26 protein-coding genes are annotated in these 23467 nt (G+C 61.7%); 19 read left to right on the top strand and 7 right to left on the bottom strand.

What is annotated here, in order from left to right:
• Positions 1–26: 26 nt before the first annotated feature.
• Positions 27–1055: a YCF48-related protein gene (locus tag CAG25_RS20045; RefSeq protein ID WP_085610540.1), complete on the bottom strand. Its 1029-nt coding sequence runs from the start codon at positions 1053–1055 to the stop codon at positions 27–29.
• Between the two features lie 325 nt (positions 1056–1380).
• Between CAG25_RS20045 and CAG25_RS20040 the strand changes: the two genes are divergently transcribed.
• The 7 genes from CAG25_RS20040 (at position 1381) to CAG25_RS20010 (ending at position 6715) form a co-directional block, all read left to right on the top strand.
• Positions 1381–1971, top strand: a complete 591-nt coding sequence (locus CAG25_RS20040) for an amino acid synthesis family protein (RefSeq protein ID WP_007957412.1) — start codon at positions 1381–1383, stop codon at positions 1969–1971.
• A 32-nt stretch (positions 1972–2003) separates the two neighbouring features.
• The gene (locus CAG25_RS20035) at positions 2004–2837 is read left to right on the top strand and encodes an alpha/beta fold hydrolase (RefSeq protein ID WP_085610541.1); all 834 of its coding nucleotides are present in this window, start codon (positions 2004–2006) and stop codon (positions 2835–2837) included.
• Entirely contained in the window at positions 2834–4315 is a 1482-nt protein-coding gene (locus CAG25_RS20030) for an aldehyde dehydrogenase (RefSeq protein WP_085610542.1), read from the top strand. The genes CAG25_RS20035 and CAG25_RS20030 overlap by 4 nt, the downstream gene beginning before the upstream one ends.
• Positions 4316–4327: 12 nt before the next feature.
• Entirely contained in the window at positions 4328–4813 is a 486-nt protein-coding gene (locus CAG25_RS20025) for a flavin reductase family protein (protein WP_085610543.1), read from the top strand.
• Positions 4814–4949: 136 nt separating this feature from the next.
• Positions 4950–5339: a carboxymuconolactone decarboxylase family protein gene (locus tag CAG25_RS20020; RefSeq protein WP_085610544.1), complete on the top strand. Its 390-nt coding sequence runs from the start codon at positions 4950–4952 to the stop codon at positions 5337–5339.
• Positions 5340–5397: 58 nt separating this feature from the next.
• Positions 5398–6150: a GntR family transcriptional regulator gene (locus CAG25_RS20015; RefSeq protein ID WP_085603063.1), complete on the top strand. Its 753-nt coding sequence runs from the start codon at positions 5398–5400 to the stop codon at positions 6148–6150.
• Position 6151: 1 nt separating this feature from the next.
• Positions 6152–6715 carry an NUDIX hydrolase gene (locus tag CAG25_RS20010; RefSeq protein WP_007957402.1) on the top strand — a complete coding sequence of 188 codons (564 nt, stop codon included), beginning with the start codon at positions 6152–6154 and terminating at the stop codon, positions 6713–6715.
• A 124-nt stretch (positions 6716–6839) separates the two neighbouring features.
• Here CAG25_RS20010 and CAG25_RS20005 read toward each other — a convergent pair whose 3' ends face one another.
• Entirely contained in the window at positions 6840–7136 is a 297-nt protein-coding gene (locus CAG25_RS20005) for a DUF1330 domain-containing protein (protein ID WP_085610545.1), read from the bottom strand.
• 65 nt (positions 7137–7201) lie between these two features.
• Between CAG25_RS20005 and ribBA the strand changes: the two genes are divergently transcribed.
• From ribBA to CAG25_RS19980, 5 genes are all read left to right on the top strand, one after another.
• Entirely contained in the window at positions 7202–8311 is a 1110-nt protein-coding gene (ribBA, locus tag CAG25_RS20000) for a bifunctional 3,4-dihydroxy-2-butanone-4-phosphate synthase/GTP cyclohydrolase II (protein WP_064597259.1), read from the top strand.
• A gap of 166 nt (positions 8312–8477) precedes the next feature.
• On the top strand, positions 8478–9503 hold the full coding sequence (locus tag CAG25_RS19995) for an ABC transporter substrate-binding protein (protein WP_085610546.1): 1026 nt from the start codon (positions 8478–8480) through the stop codon (positions 9501–9503).
• The gene (locus CAG25_RS19990) at positions 9500–10444 is read left to right on the top strand and encodes an ABC transporter permease (protein WP_085610547.1); all 945 of its coding nucleotides are present in this window, start codon (positions 9500–9502) and stop codon (positions 10442–10444) included. The genes CAG25_RS19995 and CAG25_RS19990 overlap by 4 nt, the downstream gene beginning before the upstream one ends.
• Before the next feature lie 6 nt (positions 10445–10450).
• Positions 10451–11260, top strand: a complete 810-nt coding sequence (locus tag CAG25_RS19985; protein ID WP_007957396.1) for an ABC transporter permease — start codon at positions 10451–10453, stop codon at positions 11258–11260.
• A 17-nt stretch (positions 11261–11277) separates the two neighbouring features.
• Positions 11278–12432: an ABC transporter ATP-binding protein gene (locus tag CAG25_RS19980; RefSeq protein WP_085610548.1), complete on the top strand. Its 1155-nt coding sequence runs from the start codon at positions 11278–11280 to the stop codon at positions 12430–12432.
• Between the two features lie 142 nt (positions 12433–12574).
• On the opposite strand, the gene map is transcribed toward CAG25_RS19980, so the two are convergent.
• Both map and CAG25_RS19970 read right to left on the bottom strand, forming a co-directional pair.
• Entirely contained in the window at positions 12575–13366 is a 792-nt protein-coding gene (gene map / locus CAG25_RS19975) for a type I methionyl aminopeptidase (RefSeq protein WP_085610549.1), read from the bottom strand.
• Positions 13363–13623 (bottom strand): ParD-like family protein, encoded by a 261-nt coding sequence (locus CAG25_RS19970; protein ID WP_064597267.1) that lies wholly within the window; start codon positions 13621–13623, stop codon positions 13363–13365. The genes map and CAG25_RS19970 overlap by 4 nt, the downstream gene beginning before the upstream one ends.
• Positions 13624–14055: 432 nt before the next feature.
• Here CAG25_RS19970 and CAG25_RS19965 point away from each other — a divergent pair, with 432 nt between their 5' ends.
• The 5 genes from CAG25_RS19965 to yecR all read left to right on the top strand — a co-directional run bounded on the left by CAG25_RS19965 (position 14056) and on the right by yecR (position 18719).
• Positions 14056–15432, top strand: coding sequence for a cystathionine beta-synthase (locus CAG25_RS19965; RefSeq protein ID WP_085610550.1), 1377 nt, complete (start codon positions 14056–14058; stop codon positions 15430–15432).
• Entirely contained in the window at positions 15429–16607 is a 1179-nt protein-coding gene (locus tag CAG25_RS19960; protein ID WP_085610551.1) for a PLP-dependent aspartate aminotransferase family protein, read from the top strand. The genes CAG25_RS19965 and CAG25_RS19960 overlap by 4 nt, the downstream gene beginning before the upstream one ends.
• 562 nt (positions 16608–17169) lie before the next feature.
• Positions 17170–17856, top strand: coding sequence for a phage infection protein (locus CAG25_RS28900; protein ID WP_256575401.1), 687 nt, complete (start codon positions 17170–17172; stop codon positions 17854–17856).
• 180 nt (positions 17857–18036) lie between these two features.
• Positions 18037–18351: a hypothetical protein gene (locus tag CAG25_RS19950; protein WP_039766904.1), complete on the top strand. Its 315-nt coding sequence runs from the start codon at positions 18037–18039 to the stop codon at positions 18349–18351.
• Positions 18352–18410: 59 nt separating this feature from the next.
• Entirely contained in the window at positions 18411–18719 is a 309-nt protein-coding gene (gene yecR / locus CAG25_RS19945; RefSeq protein WP_085610552.1) for a YecR family lipoprotein, read from the top strand.
• Here yecR and CAG25_RS19940 read toward each other — a convergent pair.
• Positions 18691–20328, bottom strand: coding sequence for a hybrid sensor histidine kinase/response regulator (locus CAG25_RS19940; RefSeq protein WP_085610553.1), 1638 nt, complete (start codon positions 20326–20328; stop codon positions 18691–18693). The genes yecR and CAG25_RS19940 overlap by 29 nt on opposite strands.
• 113 nt (positions 20329–20441) lie before the next feature.
• Between CAG25_RS19940 and CAG25_RS19935 the strand changes: the two genes are divergently transcribed.
• Complete coding sequence (locus CAG25_RS19935) at positions 20442–21047, top strand: response regulator transcription factor (RefSeq protein ID WP_085610554.1); 606 nt, start codon at positions 20442–20444, stop codon at positions 21045–21047.
• Between the two features lie 12 nt (positions 21048–21059).
• Here CAG25_RS19935 and CAG25_RS19930 read toward each other — a convergent pair whose 3' ends face one another.
• Entirely contained in the window at positions 21060–21335 is a 276-nt protein-coding gene (locus CAG25_RS19930; protein ID WP_085610555.1) for a DUF2798 domain-containing protein, read from the bottom strand.
• A 130-nt stretch (positions 21336–21465) separates the two neighbouring features.
• Here CAG25_RS19930 and CAG25_RS19925 point away from each other — a divergent pair, with 130 nt between their 5' ends.
• On the top strand, positions 21466–22389 hold the full coding sequence (locus CAG25_RS19925; RefSeq protein WP_085610556.1) for a LysR family transcriptional regulator: 924 nt from the start codon (positions 21466–21468) through the stop codon (positions 22387–22389).
• Positions 22390–22392: 3 nt separating this feature from the next.
• Here CAG25_RS19925 and CAG25_RS19920 read toward each other — a convergent pair whose 3' ends face one another.
• Entirely contained in the window at positions 22393–23391 is a 999-nt protein-coding gene (locus CAG25_RS19920; protein WP_085610557.1) for a bile acid:sodium symporter family protein, read from the bottom strand.
• Positions 23392–23467 lie beyond the last annotated feature (76 nt).

Below are 23467 nucleotides of genomic sequence, written 5' to 3'. Positions count from 1 at the left end.
CCCCGCCTTCTTATTATTGATTCGGCTCATTTGCCCAGCTCGACGCCGTTCGCAGTCGTGACCCGAACGCCACCCTGCCCGCTCAGGATCAGATTGCCGTTGCCGGCGGCGGTGACCGACGACAGCGAGATGCGATCCGGACGGTTGAACACGCTGAAGGTTTCGCCGTTGTCACTGCTGCTGACCACCGAGCCGCCGTTGCCGACGATGACGATGGAGCCGTCCGCAAGCAGTGTGGCACCGGACAGGCCGAACTCCAGCGAACCGCGCGCGGCTTTCAGTTCGACCTGCTCCCAGGTGCTGCCGAAATCGGTGGAGCGGTAAAGGTTGCCCCGCAGACCGTAGGCCAGCAGGGTTTGCGGCTGCGCCGTGCCGATCACGCCGAACAGCGAGCCTTCGTACGGGCCTTCGAGTTTTTCCCAGGTCTGGCCCCAGTCGGCGGAGCGGAACATGCTGCCCGACTCGCCAACGATGAACAGACCGGCGTCTTTTACCGCGCCGATGGCGTTGAGGTGGAACTGGTCTTCGTTGTCGAGGCGATCACTGACGTCTTCCCAGTTTTTGCCGCCGTCGGTGGTTTCCAGCAGCGCGCCGTAGGCACCCACCGCCAGGCCGCTGTTGACGTCCTTGAACCAGACGTCGAGCAGCGGCGATTCGCGCTTGAGGTCTTCGAACTGTTTGGTCCAGGTCAGGCCGCCGTCTTCGCTGGCGAGGATCTGCGCGTCGTGGCCGACGGCCCAGCCGTGCTTGTCATCGACGAAATACACGGCGGTCAGCAACTGGCGGCTCGGCACCTTGGCCTGGGTCCAGGTCTTGCCCTGGTCGTCGGAATAGAGAATGTGCCCACGATCCCCGACCGCCACCAGGCGGGTTCCGGCGTGAACGACATCGAGCATCAGGCTTTTCGAGGCCTTGGCCGATTCGGTGGAATAGACCACGTCGGCTGGCGCTTCGGCGGCGAGAACCGGCGCCGACAATGTGGCAAAGCCCAGCAGAGAGAGTGCTGTGGCCAGCAACGCGGTGTTGCGTAACGCCGGCGGGCGGCAACGACTCATAGACCTTCCCCTGTTTATTATTGTTGGTCATGGACCTTAAAGGGCGCCGCAAGGGTGCTCACGGTGACTGCCTGGTCACAAGCATAGTCCTGAAACCCGCCATCCAGAGCCCATTCGGAAGCTGGCTCATCCTATCGGGCATTCGAAACGTCTGACAATCGGCGCAACGTTATCTTTTGTTAACCGAAAGGGACTACAGCGGCGGCTGAATGCGCGGGCATTCGTCCGACTGATGGCGGGGATTCTTGCGATGGGGACTTGCACGATCGGTATTATGGTATACCATCAGACGCACAGACACTCTTTATCCCCTACGGAGCAGCTCATGAGTTTCGAAATTCGCAAGATCGTCAGCTATGTCGAAGAGACCTTCATCGAAGGCGGCAAGGCGTCCGACACCCCGGTGACCATGGTCGGCCTGGCCGTCGTGATGAAGAACCCGTGGGTCGGCAATGGGTTTGTCGAAGACCTCAAGCCGCAGATCCGCGCCAATTGTTCGGATCTCGGCGCGATGATGGTCGAGCGTCTGGTGGGGATCATCGGCGGCGCCGAGAAGATCGAGGCTTACGGCAAAGCCGCGGTGGTCGGTGCCGATGGCGAAATCGAACACGCGTCGGCGGTGATCCACACCCTGCGCTTCGGCAACCACTACCGCGAAGCGGTCAAGGCCAAGAGTTACCTGAGCTTCACCAACAAGCGCGGCGGTCCGGGCACTTCGATTCAGATCCCGATGATGCACAAGGACGACGAAGGCCTGCGCTCGCACTACATCACCCTGGAAATGCAGATCGAAGACGCCCCGCGCGCCGACGAAATCGTCGTGGTGCTCGGTTGCGCCGACGGTGGTCGCCTGCACCCGCGCATCGGCAACCGCTACATCGATCTGGAAGAACTGGCCGCCGAAAAAGCCCAGTAATCACAATAAAAAAGGCATTGCAGGAGCGCTCCATGATTCGGCTCACCGCTGAACTCACCCCGGCCGGCACCAGTTATCTGGCGACAGGCGTTGGCCAACCCGTGGTGTTGATCCACGGCGTAGGCCTGAACAAAGAAATGTGGGGCGGCCAGATCGTTGGCCTGGCCACGCAATACCGGGTGATCGCCTACGACATGCTCGGCCATGGCGCCAGCCCGCGACCGGCCAGCGGCACCGCCCTGCTCGGTTACGCTGATCAGTTGCTGGAGCTGCTTGACCACCTGCAATTGCCCGAGGCGTCGGTGATCGGGTTTTCCATGGGCGGTCTGGTGGCGCGGGCGTTTGCCTTGCATTACCCGGAACGCCTGAAAAGCCTGGTAGTGCTCAACAGCGTGTTCAACCGCAGCGAGGAGCAGCGCGCCGGGGTTATCGCCCGCACCGCGCAGGCTGCCGAACACGGGCCGGACGCGAATGCCGAAGCGGCGCTGTCGCGCTGGTTCAGCCGTGAATATCAGGCGGCCAACCCGGCGCAGATCGCTGCGATCCGCCAGACCCTGGCCGGCAATGATCCGCAAGGCTATCTGACCACCTATGAACTGTTCGCCACCCAGGACATGTACCGCGCCGACGACCTGGGCAGCATCCAGGCGCCGACGCTGATCGCCACCGGCGAGCTGGACCCCGGATCGACCCCGGAAATGGCCGAGCAACTGGCCGCGCGCATTCCCGGCGCGAAGGTTGCCGTGCTGCCCGAGCAACGGCATATGATGCCGGTAGAGTCGCCACGGCTGGTAAACCAGACGCTGCTGGAATTTCTCGACACCGCATACGCCCGACAAAACCATATAAAGGGGATCGTTGCATGACGCTCGCACGCTTCCAGATGTGCATCGGCGGAGAATGGGTCGACGCCCTCTCCGGCAAGACTTTCGAAAGCCTCAACCCGGCGCTGGCCGAACCCTGGGCCGAATTGCCCGACGCAGATGAGGCCGACGTCGAACGCGCCGTGCAAGCGGCACAGACCGCCTTCGACAGCCCGGCATGGCGTGGTTTGACCGCCACCGCGCGCGGCAAACTGCTGCGTCGGCTCGGTGACCTGATCGCTGAAAACAAGGAGCAACTGGCGCAGCTGGAAAGCCGCGACAACGGCAAACTGATCCGCGAAACCCGCGGTCAGGTCGGTTATCTGCCGGAGTTCTTCCACTACACCGCCGGCCTCGCCGACAAGCTCGAAGGCGGCACCCTGCCGCTGGATAAGCCCGATCTGTTCGCCTACACCGTGCACGAAGCCATGGGCGTGGTCGCCGCGATCATTCCCTGGAACAGCCCGCTTTACCTGACCGCGATCAAACTGGCGCCGGCGCTGGCGGCGGGCAACACCATCGTGATCAAACCGTCCGAGCATGCCTCGGCGACCATTCTGGAGCTGGCGCGTCTGGCCCTCGAAGCAGGGGTTCCACCGGGCGTGGTCAACGTTGTCACCGGCTACGGCCCGAGCACTGGCGCCGCCCTCACCCGTCATCCGCTGATCCGCAAGATCGCCTTCACCGGTGGCGCGGCCACGGCCCGGCATGTGGTGCGCAGCAGCGCCGAGAACTTTGCCAAGCTGTCGCTGGAACTGGGCGGCAAGTCGCCGAACATCATCTTTGCCGACGCTGATCTCGACAGCGCGATCAACGGTGCGATTGCCGGGATTTATGCGGCATCCGGGCAGAGTTGCGTATCCGGCTCGCGACTGCTGGTGCAGGACGAAATCTACGACGAGTTCGTCAGCCGACTGGTGGAACGCGCCCAGCGCATCCGCATCGGCAACCCGCAGGACGACAGCAGCGAAATGGGCCCGATGGCTACCGCGCAGCAACTGGCGGTGGTGGAGGGTCTGGTGGCTGATGCCATTGCCGAAGGTGCACGCCTGCGTCTGGGTGGCAAGCGTCCGAGTGGCGTGGGTGACGGCTGGTTCTACGAACCGACGCTGTTCGAATGCGATCGCAACTCGATGAAGATCATGCAGGAAGAAGTCTTTGGTCCGGTGGCCTCGGTGATCCGTTTCAAGGACGAAGCCGAAGCGCTGGCGATTGCCAACGACTCGCAGTTCGGCCTCGCCGCCGGCATCTGGACCCGCGATCTGGGTCGTGCCCATCGCCTGGCCCGGGACGTGCGCTCGGGGATTATCTGGGTCAACACCTACCGCGCGGTGTCGGCGATGGCACCGATCGGCGGCTTCAAGAACAGTGGCTATGGACGCGAAAGCGGCATCGATTCGGTGCTGGCCTACACCGAACTGAAAACGGTGTGGATCAACCTCTCCCAGGCGCCGATGCCTGATCCGTTTGTGATGCGTTAGGAGTCCTGCGACATGATCGAACCCGGCATTTACAAAGACGTCATGAGCTCGTTTCCGTCCGGGGTCACGGTGGTCACCACCCTCGACCCGGACGGTGGCATCGTCGGCATCACCGCCAGCGCCTTCAGTGCGCTGTCGATTGATCCGGCGCTGGTGCTGTTCTGCCCCAACTACGCCTCCGACACCTACCCGGTACTGCGCGACAGCAAGAAGTTCGCGATCCATTTGCTGTCCGCAGACCAGACCGCCGAGGCCTATGCCTTCGCCGGCAAAGGCAAGGACAAGGCCAACGGCATCGAGTGGCATTTGAGCGAGCTCGGTAACCCGATCCTCGCCAAGGCCACGGCGATCATCGAGTGCGAGTTGTGGCGCGAATACGACGGCGGCGACCACGCGATCATCGTTGGCGCAGTGAAGAACCTGATCCTGCCGGAGCAACCGGTGACGCCGATGATTTATCACAAGGGCAAGCTCGGCGCGTTGCCGACACTGGCCTGAAAGATTCACACAAATCCCACTGTGGGAGCGGGCTTGCTCGCGAAGGCGTCGTGTCAGCCGACACCTATGTTGAATGAGCTACCGCATTCGCGAGCAAGCCCGCTCCCACAAGGGAATTGTGGTGACTGGAGGATTTATGAGTAGCGAGAAGTATGAAAAGGGCCTGAAGATCCGCACCCAGGTGCTGGGCGAAGCCTATGTGCAGCGCTCGATCGAGAATGCCGACGACTTCACCCGCCCGCTGCAGGAAATGGTCACCGAATACTGCTGGGGCCACGTCTGGGGACGTGAAGGCCTGTCGCTCAAGGAGCGCAGCATGATCAACCTGGCGATGATCTCGGCGCTCAACCGTCCGCACGAACTGAAACTGCATGTGCGCGGCGCCTTGCGTAACGGCCTGAGTCGTGAGCAAATACGCGAAATTCTGCTTCAGGTCGGTATTTATTGCGGCGTCCCGGCAGCCGTGGACAGTTTCCGGCTCGCCCGTGAAGCCTTCGCCGAAGCCGACGCCGAGGCCTCCAGTTAACCCCTCGGCTGTTTTGATGCCCGTCTGGCATGGACAGCCACCTTAAAGAGCGGACCCCATGAAACGCCTGCCACTCGACGACAGCTTCAAGGTCAATCGCAACCCCGTCACCCTGCGCGAAATCGTGCTGGATAAACTGCGAAGCGCCATCATGAACTTCCAGCTGCTGCCGGGCGATCGCCTGGTGGAGCGCGATCTGTGCGATCGCCTGGGCGTGAGCCGTACGTCGGTGCGTGAAGCCTTGCGTCACCTGGAATCCGAAGGCCTGGTGGAATTCGCCGACGCCAAGGGGCCGCGCGTGGCGATCATCACCCTCGCCGATGCCGTCGACATCTATGAACTGCGCTGCGTGCTCGAAGGCCTGATCGTCCAGCTGTTTACCCTGCGCGCCAAGGCCAAGGACATCAAGGCCCTGGAAAAAGCCCTCGACGAGAACCGCAAGGCGCTCAAGGACGGCGAGCTGCAACAGGTGATCGATTCGGTACAGGGTTTCTACGACGTCCTGCTGGAAGGCTCGGGCAACCATGTCGCGGCCACTCAACTGCGTCAGTTGCAGGCGCGCATCAGCTACCTGCGCGCGACGTCGGTGTCCCAGGAAAACCGGCGCGGCGCCAGTAATCACGAGATGGAAAAAATGGTCGAGGCGATCAAGAGCGGCGATCCGCTGGCGGCGCATCAGGCGTGCGTCGATCACGTCCGCGCGGCGGCTGCCGTGGCCCTTGATTACCTCAAGCGTAAACAGGAAGAGACCGGCGCCACACCGCCAATCACCCTGCCGATCGCGCTGAAAGAACCGCGCATAGGTCACTGACATGTTCAGCCCGAGCTTTTGCCCGAAATGCGGTGGCGCTGACCTCGGTCAGCAGGTGCCGCCGGGCGATACGCACGAGCGCCTGATGTGCCGCGGCTGCGGCTACATCCACTATGTGAACCCGAAAATCATTGCCGGCTGCATCATCGAGCAGGACGGCAAATACCTCTTGTGCCAACGGGCGATCCCACCGCGCCCCGGCACCTGGACCCTGCCCGCCGGTTTCATGGAAAGCGGCGAAACCACCGAACAGGCCGCCCTGCGCGAAGTCTGGGAAGAAAGCGGCGTACGCGCGGAAATCGTCTCGCCGTACTCGATCTTCAGCGTGCCGAAGATCAGCGAGGTCTACATCATCTTCCGCGCCCTCGCGCTGGAGATCACCGGCCAGTACGGCCCGGAAACCCTCGCCTGCAAATTCTTCGCCCCCGAAGACATCCCGTGGGAGCAGATCTACTACCCGGCGATCCGGCAGATCCTCGAACGCTACATCGAGGAACGCCAGGCCGGGGTGTATGGCATGTACATGGGCAATGACGACAGCGGCAAGATTCATTTCATGCGCTAAGGATCACCTCTCCCCCTGTGGGAGCGGGCTTGCTCGCGAAGGCGTCGTGTCAGTCGCAAGAAATGTTGAATTATTGACCGCATTCGCGAGCAAGCCCGCTCCCACAAGGGATCTGTAGTGTGGCTTAAAGCGGGGCGATACCTTCGACGATGACGATCTCCGCCCTCGCCCATTCCTCGCGGTAGCTCTTCGCTTCCTGATACGCCGCTGAGCGATAGCACGCAACCGCCTGCTCGTAGCTGTCGAATTCAATCACCACGCTGCGCTGTGGCGTCGGTCGCCCTTCCATCGCTTCGCTGCGCCCGCCTCTGGCTAAAAACTTCGCGCCGAACTCGGCGAACGCTTTCGGCGCGCGCTGGGTGTATTGGCTGTAGTGATCGGGATCGGTGATGTCCACGTGTGCAATCCAGTACGCCTTCATAGTGACCTCTTGGTTGATTTTGTATTATGGTATACCACGAATTTCATCCACATCGAGAGTCCAGCATGGCCTTCAACAGCATCGAAGAAATCATCGAAGATTATCGCCTCGGCAAAATGGTGTTGCTGGTCGATGACGAGGATCGGGAAAACGAAGGCGACCTGCTGCTGGCCGCCGATCGTTGCACACCCGAGGCGATCAGTTTCATGGCCCGTGAGGCCCGGGGGCTGATCTGCCTGACGTTGACCGACGATCATTGCCAGCGCCTGGGACTTGAGCAAATGGTGCCGAGCAATGGCAGTGTGTTCAGCACGGCGTTCACGGTTTCCATCGAAGCGGCGGTCGGCGTGACTACCGGCATTTCCGCTGCCGACCGCGCTTGTACGGTAGCCGCTGCGGTGGCGCCGAACGCACGCGCAGAAGACCTGGTGCAGCCGGGCCATATCTTTCCGCTGCGCGCCAAGGAAGGTGGCGTGTTGACCCGTGCCGGCCACACCGAGGCTGGTTGTGATCTGGCGCGGCTGGCGGGTTTCACGCCGGCCTCGGTGATTGTCGAGGTGATGAACGACGACGGCACCATGGCCCGTCGTCCGGATCTGGAAGTCTTCGCCCGCAAGCACGGGATCAAGATCGGCACCATCGCCGACCTGATCCACTATCGCCTGAGCACCGAACACACCATCGAACGCATCGGCGAACGGGAGTTGCCGACGGTGCATGGCACATTCCGTTTGATCACCTTCGAAGATCGCATCGAGGGTGGCGTGCACATGGCGATGGTCATGGGCGAGCTGCGCCGTGAGGAACCGACGCTGGTGCGCGTGCATGTGATCGATCCGCTGCGCGATCTGGTGGGCGCCGAGTACAGCGGGCCGTCGAACTGGACGTTGTGGGCGGCGCTGCAACGGGTCGCCGCCGAGGGGCATGGCGTTGTGGTGGTGCTGGCCAATCATGAATCTTCACAGGCGCTGCTGGAGCGCATTCCGCAACTGACTCAACCGCCTCGGCAGTTCAGTCGCTCGCAATCGCGGATCTATTCGGAGGTCGGCACCGGGGCGCAGATTCTGCAGAACCTGGGCGTCGGCAAGCTGCGCCACCTGGGCCCGCCGCTGAAATATGCCGGTTTGACCGGCTACGATCTGGAAGTGGTCGAGAGCATTCCCTTCACCGAATGACCCTGTTTGCCAGATAGCCGGTACGGCAAAGTGCTTGCACAAAGCTTGGAATACCATAATATGATATTCCATAGACCGGACGACCTGAAAAAGCGTCCAGCTACTGCTCCCGACAGGCGGGCAACAACGCAAGCCCGCTCAAAAACACAACAATGAGGGCGTAAAAATGGTGTTGAACAAAGCTGCAACCGCGATCTTTTTTGCGGGACTGCTGAGCGTGACCGGTCAGGCCGCGATGGCCGCCGAGAGTGTGAACTTTGTCAGCTGGGGCGGTAGCACCCAGGATGCGCAAAAACAGGCCTGGGCCGATCCGTTCAGCAAGGCCAGCGGCATCACCGTCGTGCAGGACGGCCCGACCGACTACGGCAAACTCAAGGCCATGGTCGAAAGCGGCAACGTGCAATGGGACGTGGTCGACGTTGAAGCCGACTTCGCCCTGCGCGCCGCTGCCGAAGACCTTCTCGAACCCCTCGATTTCAAACAGATCCAACGCGACAAGATCGACCCGCGTTTCGTCAGCGACCACGGCGTCGGCTCGTTCTTCTTCTCCTTCGTCCTCGGCTACAACGAGGGCAAACTCGGCGCCAACAAGCCGCAGGACTGGAGCGCGCTGTTCGACACCAAGACCTTCCCCGGCAAACGCGCCCTCTATAAATGGCCGAGCCCCGGCGTGCTTGAACTGGCCCTGCTCGCCGACGGCGTAGCAGCCGACAAGCTCTATCCGCTGGACCTGGATCGCGCCTTCAAGAAACTCGACACCATCAAGAATGACATCGTCTGGTGGGGCGGCGGCGCGCAGTCGCAGCAACTGCTGGCTTCCGGTGAAGCGAGCATGGGCCAGTTCTGGAACGGCCGGATCCACGCCCTGCAAGAAGACGGCGCACCGGTCGGCGTGAGTTGGAAACAAAACCTGGTCATGGCCGACATTCTGGTGGTGCCAAAGGGCGCGAAAAACAAGGACGCGGCGATGAAATTCCTGGCCAGCGCCAGCAGTGCCAAAGGCCAGGCCGATTTCTCCAACCTGACCGCTTACGCCCCGGTCAACGTCGACAGCGTGGCGCGTCTGGACTCGACGCTGGCCCCGAACCTGCCGACTGCCTACGCTAAGGATCAGATCACTCTTGATTTCGCGTACTGGGCCAAGAACGGTCCGGCCATCGCGACACGGTGGAACGAATGGCTGGTCAAATGAAAATGGCGGCCACCGCGTCCCGTCCCTCCACTGCCACCGGGAGCGCCGCGAGCGCTGCCGGCCCGGCGTCAGGCAAGGCGAGTGCAATGGCGCAAGCCCCGTCCCTCAAGCAACGCTGGCGCGGCGCCGGCAATCTCGCGCCGGCGCTGTTGTTCCTCGGTCTGTTCTTTCTCGCCCCGCTGATTGGACTGTTGCTGCGAGGCGTGTTGGAACCGGTGCCGGGCCTTGGCAACTATGAACAACTGTTCGCCAACACGGCGTATGCACGGGTGCTGTTCAACACCTTTTCGGTGGCGGGACTGGTGACGGTGTTCAGCCTGCTGCTGGGCTTTCCGCTGGCCTGGGCGATCACTCTGGTGCCGCGCGGCTGGGGACGCTGGATCCTCAACATCGTGCTGTTGTCGATGTGGACCAGCCTCCTCGCCCGCACCTATTCGTGGCTGGTGCTGTTGCAGGCTTCGGGCGTCATCAATAAAGCCTTGATGGCGATGGGCATCATCGATCAGCCGCTGGAAATGGTGCACAACCTGACCGGCGTGGTGATCGGCATGAGCTACATCATGATCCCGTTCATCGTGCTGCCTTTGCAGGCGACCATGCAGGCCATCGACCCGATGATCCTGCAGGCCGGTTCGATCTGTGGCGCAAGTCCCTGGACCAACTTCTTCCGGGTGTTCCTGCCGCTGTGCCGGCCGGGGCTGGCGTCCGGTGGGTTGATGGTGTTCGTGATGTCCCTCGGTTACTACGTCACCCCGGCGCTGCTGGGCGGGGCGCAGAACATGATGCTGCCGGAATTCATCATTCAGCAGGTGCAGTCGTTCCTCAATTGGGGCCTGGCCAGCGCCGGCGCCGCGTTGCTGATCGTCATCACGCTGGTGCTGTTCTACGTCTACCTGAAGCTGCAGCCGGAATCCCCGGTTGGCGCCAGTAACGCGAGGTAAGCCGACATGCTCCTGACGCCCAATGCCATGAGTCGCCGGATGCGCTTCGGCCTGTATTTCACCACCGGGCTGATCGGCCTGTTCCTGCTGTTGCCGATCGTGTTCATCGTCCTGCTGTCGTTCGGTTCATCCCAGTGGCTGGTGTTCCCGCCACCGGGCTGGACGCTGAAATGGTACGTGCAGTTCTTCTCCAATGCCGACTGGATGAGCGCAGCGCTGGCCAGCCTCAAGGTCGCGGTGCTGACCACGATCTGCGCCGTCGCCCTCGGTTTGCCGACGGCCTTTGCGCTGGTGCGCGGACGCTTCCCCGGCCGGGAAATGCTCTACGGCCTGTTCACCCTACCGATGATCGTGCCACTGGTGATCATCGCGGTGGCGGTGTACGCGCTGTTCCTCAAGCTTGGCTACACCGGGACGATGTTCGCCTTCGTCGTCAGCCATGTGATCGTCGCGTTGCCGTTCACCATCATCTCGATCATCAACTCGCTGAAGCTGTTCGATCAGTCGATTGAAGACGCGGCGGTGATCTGCGGTGCGTCACGCCTGCAAGCGGTGTTCAAGGTGACCTTCCCGGCGATTCGCCCGGGGATGGTGGCCGGCGCCCTCTTCGCCTTCCTGGTCTCGTGGGACGAAGTGGTGCTCAGCGTGATGATGGCCAGCCCGACCCTGCAAACCCTTCCCGTGAAAATGTGGACCACCCTGCGCCAGGACCTGACGCCCGTGATCGCCGTCGCCTCGACGCTGCTGATCGGCCTGTCGGTATTGGTCATGGTGATCGCCGCCGCCCTGCGCCGGCGCAACGAAATCAGCGCCTGAGCGCCCAGGAGTACGACATGAGTGCCGTGATCAAAGACGCATCCCAGCAGAACGACAAACCCCTGGTCAGCCTGCGCAACCTGAACAAGCACTACGGCGATTTTGCGGCCGTGGACAACATCTCGCTAGACATCAAGGACGGCGAATTCCTGACCTTCCTCGGCTCCAGCGGCTCGGGCAAAAGCACCACGCTGTCGATGCTCGCCGGCTTCGAAACCCCGAGCAGCGGCGAGATCCTGGTCAACGGCCAGTCGCTGGTGAATGTGCCACCGCACAAACGCGACATCGGCATGGTGTTCCAGCGCTATTCGCTGTTCCCGCATCTGTCGGTGCGCGACAACATCGCGTTCCCGCTGGCGATCCGCAAACTCGCTGCGGCCGAGCGTGATAAACGCGTCGATGCGATGTTGAAACTGGTGCAGCTGGAACAGTTCGCCCATCGTCGTCCTTCGCAACTGTCCGGCGGCCAGCAGCAACGGGTCGCCATTGCACGGGCGCTGGTTTACGAGCCACGCATTCTGCTGATGGACGAACCGCTCGGGGCGCTGGACAAGAAACTGCGCGAAGACCTGCAGGATGAATTGCGCCAGTTGCACCGTCGCCTCGGCATCACCATCGTCTACGTGACCCACGACCAGGAAGAAGCCATGCGCCTGTCCCAGCGCATCGCGATTTTCAGTCACGGCAAGATTGTCGGGCTCGGCAGCGGTTATGACCTTTATCAGAATCCGCCGAATGCGTTTGTGGCGTCGTTTCTGGGTAACTCGAACTTTCTCAAGCTCAAGGCGCAGGGCAATGCGGCGGCGAGTTTTGAGGGGCAGTCGCTGTCGATTCGCCTGACCGCTGGATTGCAGACCGGGCAGGATGTGCTGCTGATGGTGCGTCCGGAAAAAGCACTGGCGTTGAGTGTGCAGCAGGCGGCGAGTGAGCCGTTGGCAGCGGGCTGGAACGAGGTTTCGGCGAAGGTGGTCGAGGTGTTGTTTCTGGGTGAGAGCCAGACGTGCAGTGTGGTCACGTCGGGCGGGACTTCGATGACGGTGAAGGCATTGTCGGCGGCGGGGATGCCGTTGAAGGCTGGGGATCCGGTTCGGGTGCGTTGGGCGACGGCGGATGCATGCGTCTATACCGAGTGGGCTGAGAGCGATCTAAATAAAGCTGCCGGATCACACTAAGTTCTTCAGAAAACAACGGAACCCTGTGGGAGCGGGCTTGCCCGCGAATAGGCCGGCACATTCAACATCAATACTGAATTTGCTGGCCCCTTCGCGGGCAAGTCGAATCGTCGCACCGCCGCTCCCACAAGTTCTGCGCCAATCAGTTGATTGGCGAATAGCCTTCGATCTGGTCCGGCCAAGCCGTCAACACTTCAAACCCGTTCTCCGTCACCGCCACCATGTGCTCCCACTGCGCCGACAACGATTGATCCTTGGTCACCACCGTCCAGCCATCCGCCAGACTTTTCACATGCCGCTTGCCAGCATTGAGCATCGGTTCGATGGTGAAAATCATCCCCGCCTTCAGTTTCAAGCCCTGCTCCGGATAACCGTAATGCAGCACCTGCGGCTCATCGTGATAAACCTTGCCGATCCCGTGCCCGCAGTACTCACGCACCACGCTGAACCCTTCTTTTTCCGCCAGACTTTGAATCGCATGGCCAATATCGCCCAACGTGGCGCCCGGCCGCACCACGCGGATGCCCGCGCACATGGCGTCGTAGGTTGTCTTGATCAGATGGCGCGCCTCGGGCGTCGGCTCGCCGACCACGTACATGCGGCTGGTGTCGCCGAACCAGCCGTCCTTGATCACCGCGATGTCGAGGTTGACGATGTCGCCATCCTTCAACACGCGCTTCGACGGAATGCCGTGACACACCACTTCGTTGACCGACGCGCAGACGGTTTTCGGGAAGCCGTGGTAACCGACGTTGGCCGGAATGGCTTTCTGCACATTGACGATGTAGTCGTTGCACAACTGGTCGAGTTGATCGGTCGTCACGCCAGCCTTGACGTGCGGCACCAGCATCGCCAGCACCTCGGCGGCCAATCTGCCGGCCTCGCGGGATTGAGCGATTTCGGCCTTGGTGTTGATCTTGATCGGGTTTCTCATGCCTTTACCGCCTCTTTGGCCGAGGCGTTCTGCGCGGCATCCGCCAGTGCGCAGACTTGCTGCAGATCCAGACCGCCCGACTGCTCGGCGCGAATCAGCAACCGGCAAATGGCGTGGTGATCAAGATCGGGATACAACTCGGCGAGCATGCCGATGCGCATCCAGTGTTCGGCCTGCGCGTTGATCGAGCGGCTGAGTGCGTTGCTGGAGATGCGCAGATTCTCGTGCATGTCCTCTGAAATCTTTACGATGCCCATGGCAATATCCGATACGAAGTGTATATGGATCGTATATTAATCGTGTATCGCCCGGGATTGCAAACGCTGCATACCCGGTAAATCGCGGCGAAAAAAATCTTCCCGGCACCGGAGACTGGTATGACGCGACTTTGCGGCTGTGTGTATTTCACGTTCTGACGAGCAATCAATCAGCATTTTTAGCTGCAAGATTTTTCCTATCGGATCAAGCGCTTCATGACGCTGAAGACGCCCTTTCAATACTCGATGGCGCCTGCGTATAAACCCCTGCAAATCGATTCCTGCCCCTCGCTGATTTCGTTCTATCGTTAGATCGAAATGGCAGTATTTCCGGCCGTTTAAAGGTTGCGACAGCTCAGGTCTGAGCCTATGTTGCACGCGAGCTTTTTCCCCGCGAATGGAACGCGATCAACACCACAAAGAGGTGAAGAGATGTCAAAGGATTCACGCCCTGCCGTACTTGGGCTGATCGGCAATACGCCGCTGGTACAAGTCACCCGCTTCGATACCGGTCCCTGCACCCTGTTTCTCAAACTCGAATCACAGAACCCCGGCGGCTCGATCAAGGACCGCATCGGTCTGGCCATGATCGACGCCGCTGAGCGCGACGGTCGTCTGCAACCGGGTGGCACGATTGTCGAGGCCACCGCCGGCAACACCGGTCTGGGCCTGGCCCTGGTCGGCCGCGCCAAGGGCTACCGCGTCGTGCTGGTGGTGCCGGACAAAATGTCCACCGAGAAAGTCCTGCACCTCAAGGCCATGGGCGCCGAAGTGCACATCACCCGCTCCGATGTCGGCAAGGGTCATCCCGAGTATTACCAGGATGTCGCCGCGCGTCTGGCCAAGGACATTCCCGGCGCGTTCTTCGCCGACCAGTTCAACAACCCGGCCAACCCGCTGGCCCACGAGTGCAGCACCGGGCCGGAAATCTGGGCCCAGACCGAGCATGACCTGGACGCGATCGTGGTCGGCGTCGGCTCGGCCGGCACGCTGACCGGCCTGACCCGCTTCTTCAAGCGCGTGCAACCGGATCTGGAAATGGTCCTGGCCGATCCGGTCGGTTCGGTGATGGCTGAATACAGCCGCAGCAAGCATCTCGGCACCGCAGGTTCGTGGGCGGTGGAAGGCATCGGTGAGGACTTCATTCCGTCGATCACCGACCTGTCGAGCGTGCGCAACGCCTACTCGATCAGCGACGAGGAAAGCTTCGATCACGCGCGCCAGCTGCTGAAAGCCGAAGGCATTCTCGGTGGTTCGTCCACCGGCACCCTGCTCGCTGCCGCGCTGCGCTACTGCCGCGAACAGACCGAGCCGAAACGCGTGGTCAGCTTCGTCTGCGACACCGGCACCCGATATCTGTCGAAGGTCTACAACGACCAGTGGATGACCGATCAGGGCCTGCTGCAGCGCAAACGCTACGGCGACCTGCGCGACCTGATTGCCCGACGCTTCGAAGACGGCAAAGTCGTCAGCGTCGGCCCGGACGATACGCTGATGACCGCGTTCCAACGCATGCGCCTGGCCGATGTTTCGCAACTGCCGGTGCTGGTGGATGGCAAGCAACTGGTCGGCGTGATCGACGAATCGGACATTCTGGTGCGTGTGCACGAAGACGCCTCGCTCTTCAGCAAACCCGTCGCCAGCGCGATGACCGACAAGTTGCAAACCCTCGCCCCCGGCGCGACGCTGGCTGAACTGGAAGCCGTACTCAGCAGCGGTCTGGTGGCCATCATTGCCGACGTTTCAGGCTTCCATGGCCTGATCACCCGCGTCGACATGCTCAATCAATTACGGAGATCCCTGGCATGAGCCAGCACGACAAGAACGCCCGTCAACAAGGCTTCGCCACCCGCGTGATCCACGCCGGGCAAACGCCGGACCCGACCACCGGCGCGCTGATGCCGCCGATCTACGCCAACTCCACGTACCTGCAAGACAGCCCCGGCGTGCACAAGGGGTTTGACTACGGCCGCTCGCACAACCCGACGCGCTTTGCCTTGGAGCGCTGCGTGGCGGATCTGGAGGGCGGCACCCAGGCGTTCGCCTTCGCGTCCGGGCTGGCGACGATTTCCACCGTGCTCGAACTGCTCGACGCCGGCTCGCACATCGTGTCCGGCAATGACCTGTACGGCGGCACTTTCCGTCTCTTCGACAAGGTGCGTCAGCGCAGTGCCGGGCATCGTTTCAGCTACGTCGATCTGGCGGATCTGTCGGCGTTCGAAGCGTCGTTGCAGGACGACACGCGCATGGTGATCGTGGAGAGCCCGACCAACCCGCTGCTGGGTCTGTCCGACCTCGCCGCCATCGCCCGTATCTGCAAGGCGCGCGGGATCATCTGCGTGGCCGACAACACCTTCGCCAGCCCGTGGATCCAGCGTCCGCTGGAACTGGGTTTCGACATCGTGCTGCACTCGACCACCAAATACCTGAACGGTCACTCCGACGTGATCGGGGGGATTGCCGTGGTTGGCGACAATCCTGCGCTGGCCGAGCGTCTGGGCTTTCTGCAGAACGCAGTCGGTGCCATCTCCGGCCCGTTCGACGCGTTCCTCACCCTGCGTGGCGTGAAGACGCTGGCGCTGCGTATGGAGCGTCATTGCAGCAATGCGCTGGATCTGGCGCGCTGGCTGGAGCAACAGCCGCAGGTCAAACGCGTCTACTACCCGGGTCTGGAATCCCATCCGCAGCACGAACTGGCCAAGCGTCAGATGCGTGGGTTCGGCGGGATGATTTCCCTGGATCTGAACAGTGATCTGGCCGGCGCCCGGCGCTTCCTGGAGAACGTGCAGATCTTCGCCCTGGCCGAAAGCCTTGGCGGTGTGGAAAGCCTGATCGAGCACCCGGCAATCATGACTCACGCGACCATTCCGGCCGAAACCCGTGCCAAACTCGGCATCGGTGACAGCCTGGTGCGTCTGTCGGTGGGCGTCGAGGACATCGAAGACCTGCGTGCCGATCTGGCGCAGGCGCTGGCCAGCATCTAAAGCCCGAAAACGTCAAAGCCCGCACAAGGCGGGCTTTGGTGTTCGAGTAGGCGGCCAGTGCTGGTCTCTGGCTTACAAGGTTTATCAGGCTTCTCACAGTACCGGACCAAATTGAAAGGGGTACGGTCTCGGCTGCTTCACACGGCATAAGGGCTGGATCTCAGCGCGGAGATCTTTCTAACCGTGTACCCTTCGGAACGCGCCCCACGTCCCCTTGCTATCCGCTTGCGCATCAGTCTGCGTCTTCGCCTACATTCTTGAGCCTAGCAAACACACTGCATTGCGCTACGCGTTTTTTAGACTGTTTGTTTTCTAGCGCAGGCCTGCAAGGAAGCTAACCGACTATCGCCTTCACGCCCCTTCAGCCTGCCTCCCGCCAAGGGCGAACTATACTTTTCAGTTCGCTGTCCAGATTTCCTGTAAACCGTCGACACCCGTGCACCCTCCGGTGCCCCGTGCCATTCACCAATCTGGTTGACCCCGGGCCAACGAGCCTTCCGTCGATAAACGAATGACGGGTAATGCTCGGCTGCTGTGTGGCTGATGGGGCGTGGAGAAAATCATGAAGCACACGCTTTGGCCGGGCTTCGTCCTGGCAGTTGCGGCAACGGTGGCAATGCCCAATGTCTGGGCTGCGCAGGCGCAGGCATTGGCGTCGGATGGGGCGGATCATGTGGGGGCGGGGGCGGTTGCTTCTGATGGTGCGGATCATGTTGGCGCCGGCGCCGTTGCCTCTGACGGCTCCGATCATGTCGGTGCTGGCGCGGTAGCTTCTGACGGCGCGGACCACGTCGGCGCCGGAGCCGTTGCCTCCGACGGCTCCGATCACGTTGGCGCTGGCGCCGTTGCTTCTGACGGTTCCGATCACGTTGGCGCTGGCGCCGTTGCCTCTGACGGTTCCGATCACGTCGGCGCTGGCGCCGTTGCTTCCGACGGCGCGGATCACGTCGGCGCTGGAGCCGTTGCTTCTGACGGTTCCGATCACGTCGGCGCTGGAGCCGTTGCTTCCGACGGCGCGGATCACGTCGGCGCTGGTGCTGTTGCTTCTGACGGCTCCGATCACGTCGGCGCCGGAGCCGTTGCTTCTGACGGTGCGGATCACGTCGGCGCAGGCGCAGTCGCCGCCGATGGCGCAGACAAGGTCGGTGCCAACCGGCTCGCCTACTCCCGCGCAGGCGTCGGTTCGGACCAGGTGGCTTCCGCCCTCATGAGCGGCAGCTATTCCGACCAGTTCAACAGCCCTCAATAACCGCTATCGGCGCAATCAGCCCACCGCTGGTTGCGCCGCACTAGCACATTTGTGCTAATCGACCACCCCGATCCCTGGCGTTATATTCCCTCGCAACCCCCGACGCTCCCCAACATTGCCGCTGTGCAGTGCGCGGGATCGTTGTGCCTGGAAAAACAACAACACCAAGGAAGAAACACCATGAAACTGCAGCTCAGCCTCGCCAAGATCACGGTTCTCGGTGCCCTGCTACTCGGCGCCAGCGGTTGCCAGACCGCCAAACCCACCGAAGACAGCATGCGTGAGCGTGCCCAGACCGTCATCGGCCAACCGGTCACCAAGATCGGCAACATCCGCAACGACAGCACGCTGACCTATTACACCGCCTACACCGCCGCCGGCGAATACAACTGCGAATTGCCCAGCGGCGCAATCATCGCGGTGGCGAGCATGGGCATCATGACGCCTCCGCTGTCCTGCCTGCCCAAAGGCGCGTCGCCGATTCCGTACCAGTAATCCGGCGCAGGAAAACCGTTCAACGCCTCTTCTCATCCGGTAAAGGATTCCGTTCGACCATGAAAACACTCATCGCCACCCTCAGCCTCGCGGCCGTCGTTCTCACCGGCTGCGCCACCCCCAAGCAATGGGAAGCCACCGGCGGCAGCAAAACCGACGGCGTTGTCCAGGTCTCCTATGAACTGGGCCAGTTCGAAAGCGGGCAAACCTCCGCCGCTCAAGGGTTGGCCACGGCAGAAGCCCGTTGCAAGGTCTGGGGCTACAAGAGCGCCGAAGTATCAGGCTCGGAGAAAAACATCTGCCGCACCATGGGCCAGTACAACTGCCTGCAAACCACCATCACGCAGGATTATCTGTGTAAGCGCTGACCCCTTCGGTCTGCCGGTCGCGCAGCGCACGCAGGGTCGCGCGCAGCTCGGCCGGGCGTACCGGCTTGGACAGAATGGCGATCTGGCGATCGTGCAGGGCCGCCTGAATTTTTTCGATGTCGTGCCCGGTGATGATCATGGCCGGCACCGCATAACCGCGCTGACGGCGAACCTCATCGATGCACTCGATGCCGGTGCTGTGCGCACCGAGGTCATAGTCGGCAACGATGATGTCGCAGTCCGTGATCAGGCCCTGCCCGCTCAACTCGGCCTGCACAACGCAGCCCCAACGCTCGAGCAACGCCGAGGTCGCCAGCAGAACGTTGCGATCATCCTCCACCAGGCACACCTTCAACCCCGTCAGCAAACCGATTTGCCGAGCCTCTTCACGATTGACCGGCACCTGCGGCGGCGCAAGCGGCAGTCCATGCAGGGTCACCGCCGTGCCATGCCCCAGCCGTGAGCGGATCGCGACGTCGACACCGATCAACTGCCCCAGACGCCGGACAATCGAGAGCCCCAGGCCCACGCCTTCGACGTCCTTGTCGCGCAACTGGCGAACCCGATAAAACTCCTCGAACACCTTGGGCAAATGCTCTTCGGCGATCCCGCTGCCCCGGTCATAGATCGCGATGGCCAACCCCGCGCCGCGCTTGCGCACACCGATCAGCACTGGCCGCTGCGCACCGTATTTGAAGCAGTTGGAGAGCACGTTCTGGACCATGGTCGCCAGCAACGCCGGATCGGTGCGCACCCAGTGTTCACAAGGCCGCAAACGCAACTCCACACCCGCCCAGCGTGCGGCTTCAGTGTTCTGCCGGATCAGATCCGTCAGCCACTCGCCCAGCTCAAGCGTCTGCAACCGGGGCAGAATCCGCCCGTTGTCGAGGGTGTAGAGATCGAGAATCGAACGAAACAACTGCGACACGTTGAGCAGCGAACGGTCGATGCTGTCCACCAGCCGCCGCTCCTCTTCGCCCAGCCGCGACTCACGCAGGCATGCGGTAAACAAGCCGATGGAGTGGATCGGCTGACGCAGGTCATGACTGGCCTGAGCCAGGAAACGCGACTTCTCAAGGTTCGCAGCGACCGCTTCTTCCGATGCCTTGCGCGTGCGCTCCAGCAGCAGGTGCGCATACACCGGAATCACCGTGCTGGTGATCATCAGCATCAACACCATGAACGGTTGCGCCTGCCAGTACGGCGTCAACCGATAGACCGCCAGCAGCGCCAGCAACGCCAGCACCGTCGCGATCGCCAGGTAGCGTGAGCCGTAGCGCATGCCGTTGCCGAGATTGACCCAGACCATGACGGCATAGATGGGCAACGCCGCCTCGCCGCCGACCACCAGCCCGAAACTGGTGCCGGTGTAATCGTGGAGCATGCCGAAAATCCGCCGCGCCGGATAATGCCCCGGCCAGCGCACAATGGCCTGGCGCAGCACGACGGAGGCCAGCAGAAACAGGGAAATGTAAGTGACCACCGGCAGATAGGTATCGAAGCGCTGGCCCGGCAGGAAACCGAGCACGGCCATGTAAACCAGCGCGATGCTGGCGATGATGATGCGCAGATTGGCCTGGTCGAGCTCGGTGTTCTTTTCGAACTTCATGGGGGAACGTCCTTGTGCAGCAGTCGTCATAAACGCACGAATCAACAGGCAATGCCTTCGCCCGATGCTAAGGTGCATGCCATGAGCAATGCAGACCCAGGGAGGGTTGCGCCATGGCGTGCCGAATCATCATAGCCGACGATCACCCGTTGTTTCGCGAAGCGCTGCTGCGCACCGTCCAGCGTTTGCTGCCCGAAGCCCTGATCGAAGAAGCCGGCGACCTCGACACCGTGCTCGCCCTGCTGCCGGCGGGCGATGAGCCTGACACCTTGATCCTCGACCTGCGCTTTCCCGGCCTGACCTGTGTGACCCAGCTCGCGGAGCTGCGCCGGCGTTTGCCGCGAACCACGCTGATTGTGGTGTCGATGGTCGATGACGAGGCGCTGATCGGTGAAGTCATGGCGGCCGGCATCGATGGTTTTATCGGCAAGAACATCGCCCCCGACGAGATCGGTCAGGCGATCCGGGCGATTCGTGAAGGTGAGGTTCTGGTGAAATTCGCCCCGTCCGGCCTGCTGCCGCTGGACTCCGGCACCGCCCTCACCCCGCGTCAGCAGGATGTGCTGCGGCTGATCGCCCAAGGCAAGACCAACAAGGAAATCGCCCGCGAACTGGATATTTCGCCGTTCACGGTGCGGATTCATGTGTCGTCGTTGTTGCGGGTGCTCAACGTGCCGTCGCGGGCAGCGGCGGCGGTGAAATACGCCGGGGCCTTGTAGCGTGCCTCCAAATCAGGCGTGCGGGTGGACGGTCAGTGCGACCAGTTTCACCACAATCGGCCGGACCACGAGAATGCACAGAAATGCCACGGGCATCGCCAGTTTGTAGGCGTGCAGCGCATTGCTAAGGTAATCGGCATCAATTCCGAAATTGGAGGCGGTGATCACCAGCGACATCAGAAACGCCATGATTGTCGCCATGTACAACGCAAATACGTACGGCATGGCACGGGCAGACAGCTTGCGCGGGCTGAATACTGTGGTTCTTGGGGATAGTCTCTGATTCATGTCAGTCCTTGTTGGCCGAAGTGGATAGGCGCCGAGCACCCTAACAAGTCTGCCAAGCCGTAACTAGACTGATCGCCGTGAGCACTTTATAAACAAAATCTTATTAATTCGTCCTCGCCGGGATCCACGCATGAACCTCTTGGGTGCAATCGATTGTTTTATCAAAGTCGTTGAGGCGGGATCGATTGTCGGCGCCGCCAAAATCCTCGGGGTGAGTGCCGCCGCCGTCAGTCAGACCCTTGGTCGCCTTGAAAATCACCTCGACACACGCCTGCTGCAACGCACCACCCGCAGCATGGCGCTGACGGAGAGCGGTTCGGTGTATTTCGAGAAAGTAAAACGTATCGCGCTCGATCTGGAGTCCGCGCAGAGCGCCATCAGCCACGCGCAGACGCAACTCCAGGGACACTTGAGTATCGCCTCCACCGCCGGGTTCGGGCGCCATGTACTGGCCCCGGTCATTGCCGGTTTCGCCGAACGCTACCCGCAGTTGACGCTTGAGCTCTCGACGACCGACCGCAAAATCAATCACCTCCACGAAGGTATCGACCTGAGTCTGCGCATCGAGCCGCAACTGGAAGACGGCATCATCGCGCGCAAGGTTGCGACGGTGCCGTTCGTGATTTGCGCCAGCCCTGACTACCTGCAAAAGGCCGGTCGTCCTTCTACTCCGGCGGATCTTCAACAGCACGCCTGTCTGGCGTTCCGCTATCCGCTGGACGGACGGTTACTGCGCTGGTGGTTCGTTGAGCAGGGTCAGCGCTTTGAGGCTGCGATCAATGCGACCGCCATCAGCGACGATATCGACGCCCTGGCGCAAATGGCTGCTCATGGTGCCGGGGTCACCCGACTGGCGGAATTCGTTGCCGCGCCCTATCTGGAAAGTGGTCAACTGGTCTCTTTATTCGAACCGGGCGGCGGCTCGACCTTTGCCAGCGCCGCACCGCTCGAGATCTATGCCTGTGTACAGGAACGGGCGGCCATGACTGCCAAGGTCAAGGCCTTCACCGATTTTTTGCAGGAGTTCCTGCATACCCGCTGGCCCGCTCGATGAGGATCAAGGATCGACTTGGGCCATCAGTTCAGGCACCGATTCCTGCCGCTTCGCATACCGCTGCGCCAGCACCGCGCAGACCATCAGTTGAATCTGATGGAACAGCATCAGCGGCAGAATCAACACGCCAATCGTGCTGCCGGCGAAAAACACCTGCGCCATCGGCACGCCAGTGGCCAGGCTCTTTTTCGAACCGCAGAACAGAATGGTGATGCGATCCTCAAGACTGAAACCGAACGCCCTGCCCAGCAGCGTGGACGCCAGCAGCACCAGCGCCAGCAGGATGCAGCACACCACCACCAGCCCCAGCAGGTCGATCACCGGAATCTGGTGCCAGATGCCCTCGTTCACTGCCTCGCTGAACGCGCCGTAGACCACCAGCAGAATCGAGCCCTGATCGACGAATTTCAGCCAGTTCTTGTTGCGACCGACCCAGGCGCCGATCCAGCGACGGGCAATCTGGCCGGCAATGAACGGCAGCAGCAATTGCACGCTGATTTTCACGATTGCGTCGAGGGTCGAGCCGCCGTCGCCGTGGACGTTCAGTAGCAGCGTCACCAGCAGCGGCGTGAGGAAAATCCCGAACAAACTGGACGCCGCCGCACTGCAGATCGCCGCCGGAATATTGCCCCGCGCCAGCGAAGTGAAGGCAATCGCCGACTGCACCGTGGCCGGCAGTGCACACAGATACAGCATGCCCATGTACAGCTGATCGCCGATCAGCGGCGACAACAGCGGCTTGAGCGCCAACCCCAGTAGCGGGAACAGGACAAACGTCAGGCCGAACACCAGCAAATGCAGGCGCCAGTGGCCGGCGCCAGCGATGATCGATTCACGCGACAGCTTGGCGCCGTGCAGGAAAAACAGCAGCGCAATGGCGATGTTGGTCAGCCAGCCGAAACCGGTCGCGACCTGACCGCTGGCGGGCAGGAAGCTGGCCAGCAGCACCACGCCGATCAGGGTCAGGGTGAAGTTGTCGGGCAAAAATCGTGGGCGCGTCATGGTTTGTTCATCCGGGGGTTGCCAGTACGTGGAAGCGACTCTAACGTGACTGGAAATTACCGACTAACGCCGAAGA

The sequence above is a fragment of the Pseudomonas sp. B16(2017) genome, from assembly GCF_002113205.1.
Taxonomy (GTDB): domain Bacteria; phylum Pseudomonadota; class Gammaproteobacteria; order Pseudomonadales; family Pseudomonadaceae; genus Aquipseudomonas; species Aquipseudomonas pharyngis.
This window is presented reverse-complemented; position numbering and strand designations above follow the sequence as displayed.

Coding starts and splice junctions, on each gene's coding strand:
- CAG25_RS20045 (WP_085610540.1), bottom strand. CDS start 1,055: ATGAGTCGTTGCCGCCCGCCGGCGTTACGCAACACCGCGTTGCTGGCC.
- CAG25_RS20040 (WP_007957412.1), top strand. CDS start 1,381: ATGAGTTTCGAAATTCGCAAGATCGTCAGCTATGTCGAAGAGACCTTC.
- CAG25_RS20035 (WP_085610541.1), top strand. CDS start 2,004: ATGATTCGGCTCACCGCTGAACTCACCCCGGCCGGCACCAGTTATCTG.
- CAG25_RS20030 (WP_085610542.1), top strand. CDS start 2,834: ATGACGCTCGCACGCTTCCAGATGTGCATCGGCGGAGAATGGGTCGAC.
- CAG25_RS20025 (WP_085610543.1), top strand. CDS start 4,328: ATGATCGAACCCGGCATTTACAAAGACGTCATGAGCTCGTTTCCGTCC.
- CAG25_RS20020 (WP_085610544.1), top strand. CDS start 4,950: ATGAGTAGCGAGAAGTATGAAAAGGGCCTGAAGATCCGCACCCAGGTG.
- CAG25_RS20015 (WP_085603063.1), top strand. CDS start 5,398: ATGAAACGCCTGCCACTCGACGACAGCTTCAAGGTCAATCGCAACCCC.
- CAG25_RS20010 (WP_007957402.1), top strand. CDS start 6,152: ATGTTCAGCCCGAGCTTTTGCCCGAAATGCGGTGGCGCTGACCTCGGT.
- CAG25_RS20005 (WP_085610545.1), bottom strand. CDS start 7,136: ATGAAGGCGTACTGGATTGCACACGTGGACATCACCGATCCCGATCAC.
- ribBA (WP_064597259.1), top strand. CDS start 7,202: ATGGCCTTCAACAGCATCGAAGAAATCATCGAAGATTATCGCCTCGGC.
- CAG25_RS19995 (WP_085610546.1), top strand. CDS start 8,478: ATGGTGTTGAACAAAGCTGCAACCGCGATCTTTTTTGCGGGACTGCTG.
- CAG25_RS19990 (WP_085610547.1), top strand. CDS start 9,500: ATGAAAATGGCGGCCACCGCGTCCCGTCCCTCCACTGCCACCGGGAGC.
- CAG25_RS19985 (WP_007957396.1), top strand. CDS start 10,451: ATGCTCCTGACGCCCAATGCCATGAGTCGCCGGATGCGCTTCGGCCTG.
- CAG25_RS19980 (WP_085610548.1), top strand. CDS start 11,278: ATGAGTGCCGTGATCAAAGACGCATCCCAGCAGAACGACAAACCCCTG.
- map (WP_085610549.1), bottom strand. CDS start 13,366: ATGAGAAACCCGATCAAGATCAACACCAAGGCCGAAATCGCTCAATCC.
- CAG25_RS19970 (WP_064597267.1), bottom strand. CDS start 13,623: ATGGGCATCGTAAAGATTTCAGAGGACATGCACGAGAATCTGCGCATC.
- CAG25_RS19965 (WP_085610550.1), top strand. CDS start 14,056: ATGTCAAAGGATTCACGCCCTGCCGTACTTGGGCTGATCGGCAATACG.
- CAG25_RS19960 (WP_085610551.1), top strand. CDS start 15,429: ATGAGCCAGCACGACAAGAACGCCCGTCAACAAGGCTTCGCCACCCGC.
- CAG25_RS28900 (WP_256575401.1), top strand. CDS start 17,170: ATGAAGCACACGCTTTGGCCGGGCTTCGTCCTGGCAGTTGCGGCAACG.
- CAG25_RS19950 (WP_039766904.1), top strand. CDS start 18,037: ATGAAACTGCAGCTCAGCCTCGCCAAGATCACGGTTCTCGGTGCCCTG.
- yecR (WP_085610552.1), top strand. CDS start 18,411: ATGAAAACACTCATCGCCACCCTCAGCCTCGCGGCCGTCGTTCTCACC.
- CAG25_RS19940 (WP_085610553.1), bottom strand. CDS start 20,328: ATGAAGTTCGAAAAGAACACCGAGCTCGACCAGGCCAATCTGCGCATC.
- CAG25_RS19935 (WP_085610554.1), top strand. CDS start 20,442: ATGGCGTGCCGAATCATCATAGCCGACGATCACCCGTTGTTTCGCGAA.
- CAG25_RS19930 (WP_085610555.1), bottom strand. CDS start 21,335: ATGAATCAGAGACTATCCCCAAGAACCACAGTATTCAGCCCGCGCAAG.
- CAG25_RS19925 (WP_085610556.1), top strand. CDS start 21,466: ATGAACCTCTTGGGTGCAATCGATTGTTTTATCAAAGTCGTTGAGGCG.
- CAG25_RS19920 (WP_085610557.1), bottom strand. CDS start 23,391: ATGACGCGCCCACGATTTTTGCCCGACAACTTCACCCTGACCCTGATC.